At 66.2% G+C, this 15,431-nt stretch carries 12 protein-coding genes and 2 tRNA genes; 12 read left to right on the forward strand and 2 right to left on the reverse strand.

What is annotated here, in order from left to right; translation table 11 throughout:
- The first annotated feature begins 2 nt into the window (after window positions 1-2).
- Entirely contained in the window at window positions 3-815 is an 813-nt protein-coding gene (locus tag ABZW96_RS18180; protein WP_355075950.1) for a DNA-formamidopyrimidine glycosylase family protein, read from the forward strand.
- Window positions 816-830: 15 nt separating this feature from the next.
- Here ABZW96_RS18180 and ABZW96_RS18185 read toward each other — a convergent pair whose 3' ends face one another.
- Window positions 831-1,781, reverse strand: a complete 951-nt coding sequence (locus ABZW96_RS18185; RefSeq protein WP_355075952.1) for a GGDEF domain-containing protein — start codon at window positions 1,779-1,781, stop codon at window positions 831-833.
- 990 nt (window positions 1,782-2,771) lie between these two features.
- On the opposite strand from ABZW96_RS18185, the gene ABZW96_RS18190 reads away from it, so the two are divergent.
- Window positions 2,772-2,845 (forward strand) — tRNA-Gly (locus tag ABZW96_RS18190).
- A gap of 47 nt (window positions 2,846-2,892) precedes the next feature.
- Window positions 2,893-2,969 (forward strand) — tRNA-Pro (locus ABZW96_RS18195).
- Window positions 2,970-3,348: 379 nt separating this feature from the next.
- Here the strand turns inward: ABZW96_RS18195 and ABZW96_RS18200 are convergent.
- On the reverse strand, window positions 3,349-4,065 hold the full coding sequence (locus ABZW96_RS18200) for a MerR family transcriptional regulator (protein ID WP_355075954.1): 717 nt from the start codon (window positions 4,063-4,065) through the stop codon (window positions 3,349-3,351).
- A gap of 386 nt (window positions 4,066-4,451) precedes the next feature.
- On the opposite strand from ABZW96_RS18200, the gene ABZW96_RS18205 reads away from it, so the two are divergent.
- The 9 genes from ABZW96_RS18205 to ABZW96_RS18245 all read left to right on the forward strand — a co-directional run bounded on the left by ABZW96_RS18205 (window position 4,452) and on the right by ABZW96_RS18245 (window position 15,037).
- Window positions 4,452-4,784 (forward strand): hypothetical protein, encoded by a 333-nt coding sequence (locus ABZW96_RS18205; RefSeq protein WP_355075956.1) that lies wholly within the window; start codon window positions 4,452-4,454, stop codon window positions 4,782-4,784.
- 50 nt (window positions 4,785-4,834) lie between these two features.
- A complete protein-coding gene (locus ABZW96_RS18210) occupies window positions 4,835-5,728 on the forward strand; it encodes an ROK family protein (protein ID WP_355075958.1) in 894 nt (297 codons plus the stop codon).
- A gap of 377 nt (window positions 5,729-6,105) precedes the next feature.
- Window positions 6,106-7,230, forward strand: a complete 1,125-nt coding sequence (locus ABZW96_RS18215; RefSeq protein WP_039796592.1) for a GAF domain-containing protein — start codon at window positions 6,106-6,108, stop codon at window positions 7,228-7,230.
- A 69-nt stretch (window positions 7,231-7,299) separates the two neighbouring features.
- On the forward strand, window positions 7,300-8,304 hold the full coding sequence (locus ABZW96_RS18220) for a conjugal transfer protein (protein WP_245562493.1): 1,005 nt from the start codon (window positions 7,300-7,302) through the stop codon (window positions 8,302-8,304).
- A gap of 16 nt (window positions 8,305-8,320) precedes the next feature.
- Complete coding sequence (locus ABZW96_RS18225; protein ID WP_039796594.1) at window positions 8,321-8,581, forward strand: hypothetical protein; 261 nt, start codon at window positions 8,321-8,323, stop codon at window positions 8,579-8,581.
- The gene (locus ABZW96_RS18230) at window positions 8,578-9,123 is read left to right on the forward strand and encodes a hypothetical protein (RefSeq protein WP_355075961.1); all 546 of its coding nucleotides are present in this window, start codon (window positions 8,578-8,580) and stop codon (window positions 9,121-9,123) included. The genes ABZW96_RS18225 and ABZW96_RS18230 overlap by 4 nt, the downstream gene beginning before the upstream one ends.
- The gene (locus ABZW96_RS18235; protein ID WP_355075963.1) at window positions 9,123-11,648 is read left to right on the forward strand and encodes an ATP-binding protein; all 2,526 of its coding nucleotides are present in this window, start codon (window positions 9,123-9,125) and stop codon (window positions 11,646-11,648) included. Before ABZW96_RS18230 ends, ABZW96_RS18235 begins: the two co-directional genes overlap by 1 nt.
- Before the next feature lie 98 nt (window positions 11,649-11,746).
- A complete protein-coding gene (locus ABZW96_RS18240) occupies window positions 11,747-14,110 on the forward strand; it encodes a hypothetical protein (RefSeq protein WP_355075965.1) in 2,364 nt (787 codons plus the stop codon).
- A gap of 51 nt (window positions 14,111-14,161) precedes the next feature.
- A complete protein-coding gene (locus ABZW96_RS18245; RefSeq protein ID WP_355075967.1) occupies window positions 14,162-15,037 on the forward strand; it encodes a hypothetical protein in 876 nt (291 codons plus the stop codon).
- The last annotated feature ends 394 nt before the right edge of the window (window positions 15,038-15,431 follow it).

Here is a 15,431-nt window from a genome sequence, read left to right on the forward strand (position 1 = left end):
CTGTGCCGGAAGGACATACGCTGCACCGCCTCGCGCGGCTGCATCAGCGTCGCCTCGCGGGCGGTGTGGTGCGCGTATCGAGCCCGCAAGGCAAGTTCGCCGCGGGCGCTGCCCGCGTGGACGGGCAGGTGCTGACGAAATCCGAGGCGTGGGGCAAACACCTCCTGCACCACTACGACTCGGGACTGGTGGTGCACGTGCATCTCGGCCTGTACGGCACGTTCACCGAATCCGCGTTGCCGATGGGGGAGCCGGTCGGGCAGGTCCGGATGCGCTTGTCCGGGGAACCGGACGGGCAGCCGGGCTTCGGCACCGACCTGCGCGGGCCTGCCGCGTGCGAGATCCTGCTGCCGCCGGAGGTGACGGCGCTCACCGATCGGCTCGGTCCTGATCCGCTGCGGCGCGGCGCCGATCCGGACCGGGCGTGGCAGCGCATCCATCGTTCCCGCAGGCCGATCGGCGCGCTGCTGATGGACCAGCAGGTGGTCGCAGGGGTCGGCAACGTCTATCGCGCGGAACTGCTGTTCCGCCATGGGATCTCCCCGCATCGTCCGGGTACGGAGCTGTCCGCGGGCGAATGGGCGGACATGTGGTCCGATCTGGTCGCGCTCATGCGGGTAGGGGTGCGCGTCGGGAAGATGGTCGTGGTGCGGCCCGAACACGATCACGGCGAGCCCCCGTATGCCCCGGATCGCCCGCGCACCTATGTCTACCGCCGCCAAGGCGCCCCGTGCCGTCTGTGCGAGACGCCGATCGCCCATCAGGTGATGCAGGCGCGGAATCTCTTCTGGTGCCCCACCTGTCAACCCGGCTGACCCGGATCGGCCGGGTCAGCCGGCGACGGCGGTGTCGATGTCCGGCTCGTCCGCGAGGGCGAAGCGGCGCCCACCGGCCGTCTTCGCGGAGTACATCGCGCGATCGGCGCGGCGCAGCAGATCGGTGAAATCGAGCGGGCTGCCCGGCGGGTTGTAGGCGGTGCCCACGCTGGCCGACACCGGAACGGGCCCGGCCGACGACCAGACCGGGTCACGCAGCGCGGCCACGATCCGATGCGCGAGGTCACCGAGGTTGTTGTGGTGGGGGTTGGTCGCGAGCACGAACTCGTCACCGCCGTACCGGCAGATCACCGTGTCCGGCGGGCACACTTCGCGCAGTCTGCCGGCCAGTTCGACCAGCACTTCATCACCGATCGCATGCCCGTACCCGTCGTTGATCTGCTTGAACCGGTCCAGGTCGATCAGCAGCAACCCGACGCCGCGCGTCGGGTCGGTGGCCATCAGGCGCACCTTGTCCTGCAGCAGCGTCCGGTTGGCCAGATCGGTCAGCGCGTCGTGGGTGGCCTCGTGGCGCAACCGGTGCTGCAGCGCGGCGATCTCCTGCACGCGCAGCGACACCTTGGCCGACAGGTTCTGTTCCTGTTGCGCGAGAGCGCGCTCCTGAAGCGCCTGGGCGTAACTGTCGATGGCCTGACTGGCGATGAACGGCCAGCGTGTGGCCACCAGGGAGCCGGGCGTGCCGGATGGGAAGCCGAGCAGCCAGCGCGTGGCCTGCGCCAGCATCCGGATCCGGTCGAACGGCGCATCGGCGAGCCGGGCCCCGAGCATGCGTGCTTCCGGAACCGGGAACGGCTCGCATCGCGCGAGTGTGAGCAGGCGCTCGACGATCTCGATCAGCACCGGTTCCAACTGCTGGGGCGCCGCGCCCGAACCGGGCTCGGCGCAGACCGCACGGGCCCATGCTCGGGCCATAGCGGCTACCGGGGGCTCGATGTCGGTCGACATCGGACTCACCCGGTGTGGGCGACGTCGGTACCCAGGTGCCCTGTAGTCACACAGGCGCCGGCGTCACCCTGATCGTTCCCACTGCTACGCGGTTGCGTCCACCTGGTTCGGCGCACGTTCACCGCCCCCTTTCCAGATACCCCCGTCCGGCAAAAAGGATCCTAGCAAGCCACTCGGCATCGAAAAGCGGCGATTTGCAACGTGTTCTCGACGCCTGGCGAATGGCGATCGGGTATGTGATCGTTCCCGTCGCGTTGGTGTTACACCGGATTCCCGTTCGCTGCAAAATCGCGGCGCGACGCGCTGGCGACACGCTGTACGAGGTGTGCGGAGAGTGGTGCGTGAGCCACGGGGGCGGTCCGGACCGTCCACGCGCCGCTTGCTTCACGAGAATCTGTTCTCGCACGCGACGTCCTCGTCTTCCCTGTCGAGTTGCGAATGGTTGTTCCTGGCGTGCTCGAGGTTGGCGCCTGCTCGCGGTCCTCGGGCCGAACCGGCTCGGGTACCGCTCGCCGCCCAGTGGCGCGATGTCGGTGTCATCCCGCTCTCCCAGCCAGCGGGTTGCCGTGCGATCGGCCGAGGGTTCGCCGGAAAGACTTCTCGGCGCAGAGCGCCCGGAACCCTGCTCGGTGTCGTGGCCGTGGCTGCGCGACACGCCGCGCGCGGCGGTTGTGACAGCGAGTCGTGCGGTCCTCATCGGAATTCCCTCGAGCGAAGTTCCTGGCGTGACATCTGTGTCATCTGAGTTTCGCCCACCGGAATCCGACACGCCAGAGTTTCAATGAAAAATCACCTTTAAAAATTTCCGGCGCGCGCTACCGCGTGCCCGCGCGCCCGCCGTGCGACACTGGACGCGGCAACCCTGGAGCGCTCCGGCGGGCAACCTGCGAGATCGCGCTGCGCGGGGGGCTGATTGGCGTTTCGGAAGCCTGGTTCGGTACAGTCGGATCGCACACGACATCGTGGCGATCCCATCGGTGTCGTATGCCTGCGGGTGTAGTTCAATGGTAGAACCTCAGCCTTCCAAGCTGATGGTGCGGGTTCGATTCCCGTCACCCGCTCCACGGAGCATTCATCCTCGTCGGCGGCCGCCGCGTCGCCGCGAGGGCCACGGGGTGTAGCGCAGCTTGGTAGCGCATCCGCTTTGGGAGCGGAGGGTCGCAGGTTCAAATCCTGTCACCCCGACCATCGTTCGGGGGTGAGGTTCGTGCTCGGATCTCGATCGGCAGGCGGTGCCGCCGCCGCGCCGTCTTCGATCATCGGATCGGTATACCTACGTATCCCAGCGGGTTTCGCCCGTGCGCGACGGCGGCCATGGGGAAGGCGCGGAGACTTCCGTCTGCGGCTGCGGTCGCCGGACACCCCGTGGCAACCCTTCGGCATCGGTCCTGAGTAGCCGAGTTCGACGATTCGCCGGCCGTCGCGTTCGACGCGCGAGATCGGGATACGAGACATTCGGGTCGCCGTCATCGGCGCAGCGCTCGAAAGACTCGAACGATTTTGTCTACTTAAGTATTCGACAGCGCCGGATGGAAATTAGAGAACGGTCGGTTCGCGGCCCGCGCCGTCACTGTTCGGCTTGCCGCTGCGGGCTGGTGACCACCGGCGGCAACTCGGAGTGCCGGGCGAACGCCTGATCGATCAGTTCCGACGTGGCGCGGGTGACGATCAACCGGGCGATCGCCAGATCGGTCTCCAGTTTCGTGCGATCCCGCGGGGTTCGTGCGGATTCCTCGTAGGTCTGCCCGGCCAGCCGGTAGAACAACTCGGTGGCGAAGCGGTCGGCGATGCGATCGCAGTCGGCGCGCAGACGTTCGACCAATTGGAACGTGTCCTGCATAGGCAGCCCGGTGTCGTGCAGCCGGGTGGCCAGATCGCAGCACCGTGGATTCGTGACCCGATACGCCTCGAGCGGGTCCTCGCTGGAGGCCAGCGCCTGCTTCGCGTAGTCCGGCAACTCCGCGTAGCTGTCCTGTGGCTCGGTGGTGGCTTCCGGGTCTGCTTCGGCTGCGTTCTGACTCTTCACTCCGAGTACATCGGCGAGTCCGTCGCCACGGTCCCAGGCTTCGAGCAGTTCCCTGATCCCGTTCAGCTTCATGCCCCGCCCCAGCAAGCGGCTGATCGTTTGCAGCCGGTTGAGGTGGTCCGACCCGTAGTACCCGATCCGCCCGCGCACCTCCGGCGAGGGCAGCAGACCTCGCTCGTGGTACACGCGGACGCTGCGCACGGTGGTGTCGGCTGCCCGTGCCAGTTCGTCGATCGTGAATTCAGAGTCTGCAGCCATGTTTAAAAGGAAACCATAGTCGGGCCCCCGTGGAAAACGGTCCGTTTCATAACGTGCCGTTAAAGACGGTAGCTGGGTGTTGCTTGAAGGTCAACGAGCCGTTACATAGCGGTACAAAAGGTTGTGTGCTGGGCAACAGTGGGCTACCGTGCGTAGACCAGCTTATCGCGGCTGGGTTCCGGGGACTGTTGAGCAGCCCTGATGACGTCCGATCCATGGGCCACGCACCTGCCAGAGGTGTGTGCTCGGCATCCCCGGAGATGGCTATGAGCATTACGCGAACCCTTCCGATGGACACGGGATCCATTGCGTCAGCAAAGATCTCGTCGATTCCGGCAAAGTCGAACCAGCGGCCCCCGTGCGCCGACGTCCCGGACAACTGGGACATGGACAGCGGGAATCCGGATGCCTGGCGAGCGGCGGTGCGCACCTGCCAGAGTTGCCCGCTGCTCACGCAGTGCCGCCAATTGGCGCAGACGCTGACCACCCGGGGTGACGGTCCCCGCGCGATGATCTGGGCCGGCGTCGCCTATGACAACTCCGGCAGCGTCATCGAGAACCTGGACCGGCACCGCGCCGCGCCGATCGACCACAAGCGCCCTATGCGCATCATTCGCACCGGGCCGCGTCCGCTGCGTACCGTATCCACTCTTCCCGCGCCCCGCAGGCACATCGTGCTCGGGCAACCCCTCAAGTCGACCGGGACCGACGGTCTGTGACTATGCTGCGTCCACCTTTTCGCGTCGAGTCCTTCGGTGGTGCGTAACTCATGACAGTGCTGGCATTGGAGATCGGGTCGTCGGGCTTCGCGGCGACCAGGGTCGCCGACGATGTCGACACGGACGACATCCGGAGGATCCCGATCCCAGCGACGGGCGCCTGGGCTCGATGCCAGGAGCTGCTGCTCGAGGTCGCGGGCGGTGGCGAGGTCACCGCCCTCGGTGTCGCTTCGGCCGGGCCGATCGATATGGCGGCCGGTGTGATCGCTCCTGCCGAGGTTCCGGAGTGGCGGGGAGGGTTCGGCATCGTCGAAGCGGCGCGGAAGTTGTTCCCGAAAGCGCAGGTTCCACTCGCGCTGGACGGCGTCTGCTTGGCGCTGGCGGAGCGAGGCTTCGGCGCGACGAGTGGAGTGATGGACAGCCTTGCGGTCAGTGTCTCCGATCGCATCACCGGCGGGGTCGTGGTGGGCGGCTTCATCCTGGTGGGGCGCACCGGCAACGCGGGGCATGTAGGTCACGTCCTGGTTCCCGGCTTCGATGATCGATGCTCCTGTGGGGGCCGTGGGTGCCTGGAGGCGGTCGCGGGTGGCCTGGCCATGGTGCGCTGGGCGCGGGAGCAGGGCTGGGCGGGCACGTCGGTGAGGGAACTGCTCGATGCCGCCGGCGGGGGTGAGGACATTCCCGTCGCGGCGCTCGGCCGGGCCGGTACGGCGCTCGGCCGGGCGATCGCCTCGGTGGCCGCACTGCTCGATCTCGACCTCGTCGTGCTCGGCGGCCCGCTCGCCGGAGCGGGGCCCGCGCTGTGGAAACCGCTCGGCGAGGCGGTCGCAACACATGCCAGGCTGAGCTTCCTGCCCGGATTGCGGGTGGTTCCCTCGCAGCTCGGAGAAGGCGCGACGATCATGGGCGCGGGTGTGCTGGCCCTGGTCGGAAGGAATACCTGATCGCTTCCCGCGGTGGCGTAATGCCCTGGGCGGGAGTGGGTTCAGCCGCGGGTGAGATTGCCAGGGGGATGCCGTCGGCTTCGGCCGGTGGCTTCCGATGATCTTGTTCGCTGGTTTGCGGCAGATGTGCCGTTGCGCTGTGCGCCGGTCGAAGGGAGGTTCCTCTCGAACTCGACGTGAACAAAATGAACTCGGCTGCGCATGTCGTATGAACATGATGGAGACTTCGTAATAACAGGCGGCGTGGTCACAAGTTGATTGAGCCGCTAAATAACGGTACATTGCCTATTGTCACAAGATGTCTCATCCGGGGAGGCGGACCCGGAGGAACGGCTGGTCGGGCAAGTGCGAAGCGAAGTGGCGCAGTGATTCCATGGGTGACGATCGAGACGTTGGCGCCGGACGGCATGTCCGTGGCGTCGGTGGGGGATGCACCTCGTGAGTTCGCGAGCTGGCAGCGAGTGCTGCAGCGGACGCTGTCCAAGACGCCCGCGCTGTACGACAAACTGACGACCGCTGGACTCACAGAGGCGATCCAAACCGCACATGATCAGGCGCAAGACGTCGACCTGGCCATTCAGACCCGATCGGGACGGCATCAACTGTTCATCCGTCCGATCTTCGGCCCCGCTGGAGACGTGCACGCGGTGCGGCTGTGGTTGGGTCCGGCGTCCGAGCGGGTGCCGGCGTTGCGCCCGGCGGTGGGAGCGATCTGGGACCTGAGTAGTCAGACCATTCAGCAACCGAGCGGCATCACGCGGCTGTCCGGCAGCAGCGCCGAAGAGTACGTCCCGAGGATGTCGATCGCGGAACTGTTCCACCGGGTGTCCAGTTTCGACCGGCACGCCGAGGTGCTCGATCTGCTCTACGATCCCAAGCCCGGCGAGCGAATGCAATTCGACACCAACGTGATTCACGGATTCGGACGTGCGGCTCAGTGGCGGATCACCATTCGCGCGCGCGACGACGAGCGCACCCGTGGCGCTTGGTGGCTGATCGAGGACGTGACGTCGGAGAACGCACAGGCGACGTGGCCGACCTTGGAGCGGATCGGTTTGCGCGAGGCGCATCGGCGGGCGGGAACGCATCTGGCCGTGGTGCAGCTCGAGCACACCAGCATCTCGCACTGGCTCACCGATCCCGCGCCCTGGGTGCGGTGGGACTATCTCTTCCGGCCCGTCGATGTCTTCCATCCCGAGGACCGTCCGCGGCTGGCCGAACTCGGCGACCGGCTGCGGTCGGGCGACAGTGCGGGTGTCACGTTGCGGGTACTCAACTACGGCGGCGGTTACACGCCCACATCGCTACTTTTGTACCCCTATCCCGGGTACTCGAGCAGACAGCTGGCGATCGCCCAGTTGGTCCGGGTCGCCGACGACGTACCGTTGCTGGAAACCCATCGCCAGGTGCTGGAGCCGCGGCAGCGCAGCGCGCCGATCGGATACGACGAACAATTGCGGCATTGGCTGGCGGGCAGGATGAAAAGCAACCCCGCCTGCTGACAGTTTTCATTCCCATGAGTGGGAACTACCGGCCGGTTGGGAACGCCTGTGCTCTCTACCATTTCGGGAGTGAGGACAGGTATTCGTGAGTCGGCAGATTCGGGTGAGGCCCTGCTTCGCCGGATGGCCGCTCGCCGTCGTCGCGACAACATCGTGGTCGCGGTGCTCGCCGTTCTCGCGGTGCTCGGCGGTGGACACGCAATTCTGAGTGTCTTCGACTCCGGGCCGCCAGCGCCGTCGGATGACTCGACGACGGCAATCATCGGGCATGCGCACTTGGCAGGCTCTTATGCCGAGCAGTTCGTCGTCGCATACCTCACTGCCGTTGCGGGGCAGCAGGATCGGATCGGCGAATATGTCGGCTCCAATCAGCAGATCACCTTGCCTTCGTCCGCGCGCCAAGTGTCCGACCCGTCGGTGGTCTACGTCTCTCGGGCGCTCTCGGCCGGGGGGCTCGAAGTATGGTCGGTCACGGTATCGGTCCGGGTCGGCAAAGTCGGCGCCGCGACGGCACAGGATCAGCGGCAGTTCTACCGTGTCGCGGTCTCGGTGTCCGATGGGCGGCTGCGTGCGCTGTCGACGCCCGCCTTGGTCCAAGCCCCCTCCAAGGGCGTCGATCTCAAACTGGCCTACGGCGCACCCTGCGCACCGGACACCGTACTGGGACAAGTCGCGGCGGGCTTCCTGAGCGCCATGCTGGCCGGAAACGGTGACGTGGCCCGCTACACCACACCGGATGCCGGGCTGGCCGCACTGAAACCGCCCCCCTTCACCGCCGTCGAGCTGACCTCGCTCACCACGGACGATTCGAGCTGCGGCTCCGGCGGTGCGAAGGCCCAAGTGCTGGCCACCGTCAATCCCAAAGCCGATACGGGAGCGACCGCGACGCTGGCCTACCCGCTCACCATGATTCGCAACGCGGGCCAGTGGCAGGTGGTGTCCATAGATCCGATTCCCGCCTTGTCGAGTCCGCTGGCGGTGGTCGTCGGTCAGGATTCCCGCGGCGGAGCGCCGCCCACCTCGTCCTCGTCCCCCTCGACGTCGGTGACGATTCCGCCGGCGACACAGAACTGATCCGAGAGGCAGCCCGATGGGTAATTTGAGCAACATCCTCTATGGCATCCTGATCTTTGTCCGATGGGGCGGAATGATCATCATCGCCATCGTCACGATCGGTGTGGTGATCTCCGAGGCGGCGAAATCGAGGCTGTCACCGGCGCGGATCATCGTCGTCTTCGGCTCGGGGTTGATGGCCGGGGTGGTGATCTGGATCCTGCCTACGACCATCAACTACGCGCGCACGGACGCGAACCTCATCGTCCCCGATCACCCCATCGGTGGCTATCGATGACCCAAGTCATCAAGGTGTTCACGCCGATCAAACGTGTGCCAACGATGATCGGCAAGGCGCAGAACGGGCAGAAGCTTCCGTTCGGTCCCTACACCCTGCCGCAGGTTGCCGCCGGTGTGGCGATGATGTCGGTGACCTCGGTGGGCGCCATGACGTTGCCGCTGAACCCGGCCGTCACTTTCATCACGGGTCTGGCGTTCACCATCCTGTCGGTCTTCGTGCTCGGGCTGGTGCCGTACACGGGCGTCCGGATGCTTTCACGCGCTTTCTGGCTCGGCAGGCTCATCGTCTATCGCAAGCCGGTGTCGGCCTCGGGCATGCCGATCACCAGTGACTCGGTGCGCCACACCATGTTCATCGAGGAGACCGTGGTCCTCCTGCTGCCCGACCGCCCTGGCACGGCGGTGGCCGCCCAGCCGAAATCCGGCATCCGCCTGCTCGAGGTGGTGAGTGGAGGCGGTAAGGCCACCGACCTGTGGCGGCGATTGAACGGCAACGACAACGGCGACAGCAACGGCACAGCCTCCGGAGGAAGCCCCTGATGGCACTCGGACGAGATCTACAGCCCACCGCGGCGATTCGCGGCAATCTTCAGTTCACCCATACGGGTCTGGTCACCGCGACCTACTTCATCAATCCGCTCGGTTACGGCTTGCGCAAGGCCGGTGACAAGTACGACGTGAAGATGGCGCATCACGCGCTGGTCACCAATCTGCCGAGCGGGTCGCTGCTGCTGGGCATCCAGGCGCGGCTGAACACGATCGACGTGCTCACCAAGATGGTGGAGGGTGTCGACCTGGACGAGTGCGAGGACTACGCCGACGAGGTGGTGGCCTCCTACGAACGCGTGCACGCGATCATGCCGCAGACCCGGATCTTCCTGTTGTCGATCCCGGTCGGGGCCAGCAACTCGAGCATGTCCGCGCTGTCGCGCCTGTGGCGTGGCAGCACCCCCACGATCGATGCGACCGCGATCGCCCGCGCCGACCTGGACGAATACGACGATAAGGCGAACGAGATCCTGTCCAGGATCGGCGGCGACTTCGATCCGGTTCCGGTGCCCGCGGCCCTGTTCCAATGGCTGTGGGAGCACTATCTCTCGCGCGGCGCGGCAGGAGACCCGGTGGCGCCCACCCGTGCGGGCGCGCTGGACGACGCGACGGCGGCGGTGTTCCGCTCCGCCGCGCTCGACGAGGGGGCGCAGGCCGACAGCAATCGGCGTATCCGTCCCTCGTTCATTCCCGTGATCAAGGTGGTACAGCCGGATTTCGAGTACCGCCCGTCCTACCAGGCGATGCTGACGCCGCATTCCTTCCCGTACGCGGGCATGACCTTTCCCGGCGGCAGCGAGTTCCTCAACGTGCTGGAGGGTCTCGGCGACGTCACCGTCGACTGGGGCATGCGGATCTCGACCAAGCCGGCCGAACAGGTGCTGAAGAACAACGAACTCAGTTTGCGCAGGCTCGGCGAGCAGATGGACCAGCGGGACCAGGAGGTCTCGTTCGCCCAGAACACGTTGGCCTCGAAAGCGCGCATGCTCGGCGAGTACAACCAGCACTTCGAGGTCAACGGCGGGGAATCGGAGGTCTCGTTCACGACGGTTATCGCCATCGGCGGACCGACGCGGGACGCCACAATGGACGCGGTCAACACGCTCAAGCGGCGCTACAAGCGGTTCCAGGTCGACATGACCGCTCCGGTCGGCGCGCAGGTCGACCTGTGGTCGATGCTGATTCCCGGTAGCCCGCCACGCCGTGCCTTCGACGACTTCGCCCATATCGTCCCCTCGGACATGTGGGCCGGTTTCGTGCCGTTCACCACCAGTCAGATCGGTGACGACAGCGGGCCGGTGATCGGGGTCAACCTGCTGTCGGGACATTTCGAGCCGATCCACTTCGGCATCATGGAGGCCGCGCTGCACGACCTGTCCGCCTCGTTCGCGGTCACCGGCGAACTCGGCTCGGGCAAGTCGTATTTCCTGAAACTGATGGCGGTGCTCGTACACGACATGGGCGGGCAGTTCCTCGCCATCGACCGCAGTCAGGTCGGCGAATGGGAGCACTTCGCGCGGTCGATCGACGACGCGGTCATCATCGACCTGGCCAATCCCACGGTGTCGCTGGATCCGCTGCGGTTGTTCAACCCGCGGATCGCGGGTGAACGGGCGCTGGACTCGATTCTTCCGCTGCTGGATCTGTCGCCGACTTCCGGCGCGGGCGCGGCGGCCAGCAATCTGCTGTCACCCAGAGGCATGGCCGAGCACAAGATCAAGAGCCTGCTCGATCTGTTCCATGTCGTGCGTCGGCTGCGGGAGCACCCCGAGCGGGGAGAGGAGTACGCCGATCTCGCGGCGCGGCTGGGCACCGTGGTGGAGCGGGTTCCGGTGCTGTTCGACCCCAAGCTGCGACCGCTGCGTCTCGACGCCGCCGCGACCGTCGTCCGCAGTCACAATCTGCAACTGCCGAGCGCCGAGGAACTCACCACGCCACACTTGTACAACCGGTTGCCGCTGACGAAACGGCTCGGCACGGCGCTGTACGAACTGGTCGGCGTGGCGGCGCGGGAGGCCTTCCTCTCCGACAACGGCAGGTTCGGCCTGCTGGTCGGCGACGAGGCGCACCACTTCACGCAGACGCAGGTCGGCTCGGCGGTCACCTCGGACTTCAGCCGCGACGGCCGCAAGCACCTGGCCGCGATCGGGCTCGCCTCGCACGACCCGGCCACCGACTTCCAGGGCGCGGCGCACAACCTGATCCCGAACCGATTCGTCTTCCGGCAGCGCGACGAGACTTTGGCGCGCAACAGCTTGGAGTGGCTGGGCGTCGATCTGGAGGAAGCGCCGTTTCTCTTGCAGATTCTCCGCGAGGAGACCTCGCCCCCCGTCGGTCCCGGTCGGCAGATTCCCGAGGAGCGTCGGGGCGAGATGTTCATGCGTGACGCGCTGAACCGCATCGGCCGCGGCAAGGTGCTCGGTCCGGCGCGTCCGGACCGGGCCGCGGCGATCACCAGCACTCCGACCAGCGTCAGCGGTGCGCGTTCGGCCCTGCCCGAGCGATTGGGACGTTGATGAGATCGATATCCGACTCCAGAATTCGCCCCGATCGGTCTTCCTTCGGGATGCCTTGGGAGCCGCAGTTCTGGGACGCGGACCGTTGGCGACCGCAGATGGTGTTCCGGCGCTTCCGGGCTTGGATCGCCGCGTCGCGCCGTCGCAGGCGAATCGCGTGGATCGTCCTGGCCCTCTTCGTGCTGTTCGTCTTCCCGGGCCTGATCCACGCCGTGTCCATCGCGCAGCCGGGCACAGCGACCCAAGGGTCCGCTCCCAACAGCGCGACGAGCTGGATGAATGTCAGGGACTCCTATGGAGTCAACGTGTCGAGCTACATGTTGGTGGTCGATCGCGGCGGAGTGTTCAACCTGGGCAATTTCGCGCTGTGGATCATCCTCATGCCGTTGTTCGCGGTATGGCAGCTGTTATCGATCACCGGGGTGTGGCTGCCTGCCAAGGCGATGGACTTCCAGTGGCTCAACCTGATCAGCGCGCCGTTGCAGGCGATGTCCCGCAACCTGACGGCGCAGATCGCGACCCCCCTGCTGGCCTCGACGGCGCTGGCGATCGGTGCGTTCTTCGTGGGCTATTTCATCGTGCGCGCGCTGTACGCCAAGGCTGCCGTGCAGGTCGTGACGATGATCGCTTTCGCCATCGGGGGCGTGTTCTTTCTGGCGAACCCGCTGGCCGAGGCGCTGTCCGACCACGGTGTGCTGATCCAAGGGCGTGACTTGGGTCTTTCGGTCGCGGCGGGTCTGAACGGGAACAACAATCCGAATCCGAGCCAGTTGGTCGGCACGCTGCAAGCGACCATGGCGGACAATTTCGTGCGACTTCCGTTGCAGGTCTGGAACTTCGGGCACGTTGTGGACAGCAACCCGTCCTGCCGGGCGGCGTGGTCCGCCGGAATGACTGCCGGCAGCGAAGATCGGGTGAAGGGCGGGATGAAGTCGTGCGGCGACAGCGCCGCGTATGCCGCGGTGGACAATCCGGGCGTCGGTCAGATCGGGGCCGGACTTCTGCTGTTGCTGTGCGCGGTCATTCTCTTGGCCTTCGCCGCATATCTGTCCATCAAGATCATGTGGGCCGCGCTCGACCTCATCTACTACGGATTCGCATCGATCTTCGGGTTCGCCGCGGGCGGATACATCTACGGTCCGACGCAGACGTTCACCGTGCGCTGCGTGGTGCACGGCTTCATAGCCGCCGGGAAGATGGCCTTCTTCGTCATCGCTCTCGGCATCTACGAGCTGTTGCTGGGCAGCCTGTTCCGTGCGGCGAACGGTCAGATCATGGTGGTGTTCGTCATCGGGGCCGGTGTCGAGATCATCGCCATCATTCAGGTGCGGCGTCTCAGCAGGAATATCGATGAGGCCAACGACTGGGTGGTCAACCGTATCGGTGTGGCGATACAGACCGCGGGATCGTCACAGGGCGGCGGCGGTGGCAGCGCCCTGGGCATGAAGTTGGGCATGGGCAACTCGGGTGCAGCGAACTCGATGACCCCGCTCGCGATGCTCGGCGCGATCAGCACCATTAACAGTTCGCCGGTCACGGCGTGGATGGCCGGTGGTCGCCTCAACCCGCTCAATCCTTTCGCGCGGGTGGACCAAATCGACAAGAGGAACAAGGCGAAAGGCCTGAAGACGCGCGACCTGAGGGCGGCCGCGCACGCCTCCGCGTTCGACCGTGTGGCTGCTGCCGATTACGCCCGGCAAGGGATAACCAGGTCCGGGTCGCGCCGGAATAGTGAAAGGTCTGCCGCTTACGCCGCGGAAAATGTGGCCCATATGACAGGCATGATGGGCAGCGTGCAGTATGCCCTCCGTATGGCCGGTATCGGTTGGACTCGAGGACAACGGGCGACTATCGCGCGCGCGGATATCATCCGGCACGCGGATGACGAGCCGCTGGCGTCGAAGCACCTCGGCCGGGTCGTCGCGGCGCACAAGCACTTCGAGCGGGACTTCCATACGAATCCGGGAATGATGATGGCCAGGTTCCACGGGCTGGAGGCCAGCGTCGATCGGTATCGAGGTGATTACCAGGGCGGTGTGCGGATTTCGGATGAACTGGCGCAGCTCGGCAGTGATTACATCGACAATCCACACCGGGAATGGATTGATGCGTTGCAGGCCCATGCATCGGGGCCGATCAGGGACCCGGCCGCCGCGCGGCTGCGGATCAATGGCCAGGACCTCAGTCAGAACGATGCGGACAGGTTGAGGCAGTGGATCGCCAACGAGCATGCGCTGCGGATCCAGGCTGCCACCAACTGGGTAGCCGAGAATCCCCAGGACTTCGATCGCATTCGAAGATTGCGCGCCGAAATCGACAAAGCTGCCCAGACCGACCAATGGCAAGCGGGCCGGAATATCACGGGTGCTGTCTCGCTCGCCCAGCCGGACCCCGCAGCGAATCCGCTGCCCGACATTCCGGACAGGGTCCTGAATCCCCTCAGAAACCCACGCGGCCGCTGATCCCCTCGATCGCAGCGAAACAGTGGGGCAGATATCACAGAAAGGTATTCGATGATCGGTCGTCTCTTGACCCTCGTACTGATGCCGATCTGGGTGTGGGTGGTGCTGGGCGGCGTGGGCGTCGTGCTCATGTTGCTGATGGGTTTGGTGCTGGTCATCGGCGGTGCGTCGTCGGCGATCGCCTCCGACCTGCACTATCAGTGCGACAGTGCGGTGGGGCCCGACCCCTCCCAGACGGTGACTCCCAGTCGCGCACCGACGGCAGCCCGGCCGACCGTGCGAAGCGCACCGGTGGGTGGGGTGACCACCGCTCCGACCACGAATCCGTACGCGGAGTTGACCATCGCACCGGATGACACCAGCGCTTCGGACTGGCAGCGCGCCTGTACCACAGCGATGCGATACGCTCCGCGCCAGGACCCTCCCTTGCTCACCAGCAATTCGGGTATCGGCGCGGACTGTGCACGCGAGCTCGCCCTGGCACAGCTGACGGCGAGTGCGGCCCGGAACGGATCCGGTAGCCGCGGAGGCGCCGAAGAGTTCACCAGATCGGTGATCTACCAGGCCTCGGCCGCGCAAACGACCGGTCGATGCGCGGCCACCGAGGCAGCGGTGGCGCAGTCGTCGGTCGCGGGCGGTGCGGGGCGGCGCGCATGCGGACAGCTGGACGGATCGTTGGCAGTCGTGGTGCTGCCGAACACCATTGCGGCCCAGGGCGCGTGCGGCCACCGCGTCGATCCTGCCGCGGTATCGCCAGGCGACCTGGTGTTCTGGAATTATCGAAACAACGCGCCGACCCAGGTCGGCATCGCGGTCAGCGACACGCGGCTCGTCACCACCGATGCGGCGACCGGTGAATTGGTCGAACTGACCATCCCGAGCACGTACGACGTGCGGGTGAAACGAGTACTCGGCAGCGGGATGTGATGAGTAAGCGATGCCGCCAACAGAGGTAGAGCCCCAGATAGAAGCCGGCGAGGATGCCGAGGCGCCGCCGGCGCCGATGACGCCGTGGTCCAACCGGCCGGATCAGCAGCGGCCGCGGCCGGGTGGGGTGCCGGGGTCGCCCGGCAGTCCTTCTCCCGGGCCGGGGCAGTCTCCCGGAGCGGGGCAGCCAGGGTCCGGACAGCCGAATGGTGGCGGTGACGCCGGGGTTCCGGGTTCGTCTGGGGCGCCTGGTGGTCCGTCTGCGCCGGGTTCGCCGGGTGTGCCTGGTCAGGCGGGGCTGCCTGGTCAGGCGGGTGTGCCTGGTCAGGGTGTGCCTGGGCAGCCGGGTGGGGTGGTGGCTCCGCGGGTGGAGTCGGCGCCGGGGCGTGGTGGG

This window comes from Nocardia sp. NPDC004168, from assembly GCF_040610355.1.
Taxonomy (GTDB): domain Bacteria; phylum Actinomycetota; class Actinomycetes; order Mycobacteriales; family Mycobacteriaceae; genus Nocardia; species Nocardia sichangensis.

What these genes read in the sequence shown, in the direction of transcription:
- ABZW96_RS18185 (WP_355075952.1), bottom strand. Translation starts at nt 1,781, where the DNA reads ATGTCGACCGACATCGAGCCCCCGGTAGCCGCTATGGCCCGAGCATGG.
- ABZW96_RS18200 (WP_355075954.1), bottom strand. Translation starts at nt 4,065, where the DNA reads ATGGCTGCAGACTCTGAATTCACGATCGACGAACTGGCACGGGCAGCC.
- ABZW96_RS18205 (WP_355075956.1), top strand. Translation starts at nt 4,452, where the DNA reads ATGGACAGCGGGAATCCGGATGCCTGGCGAGCGGCGGTGCGCACCTGC.
- ABZW96_RS18210 (WP_355075958.1), top strand. Translation starts at nt 4,835, where the DNA reads ATGACAGTGCTGGCATTGGAGATCGGGTCGTCGGGCTTCGCGGCGACC.
- ABZW96_RS18225 (WP_039796594.1), top strand. Translation starts at nt 8,321, where the DNA reads ATGGGTAATTTGAGCAACATCCTCTATGGCATCCTGATCTTTGTCCGA.
- ABZW96_RS18230 (WP_355075961.1), top strand. Translation starts at nt 8,578, where the DNA reads ATGACCCAAGTCATCAAGGTGTTCACGCCGATCAAACGTGTGCCAACG.
- ABZW96_RS18235 (WP_355075963.1), top strand. Translation starts at nt 9,123, where the DNA reads ATGGCACTCGGACGAGATCTACAGCCCACCGCGGCGATTCGCGGCAAT.
- ABZW96_RS18240 (WP_355075965.1), top strand. Translation starts at nt 11,747, where the DNA reads ATGGTGTTCCGGCGCTTCCGGGCTTGGATCGCCGCGTCGCGCCGTCGC.
- ABZW96_RS18245 (WP_355075967.1), top strand. Translation starts at nt 14,162, where the DNA reads ATGATCGGTCGTCTCTTGACCCTCGTACTGATGCCGATCTGGGTGTGG.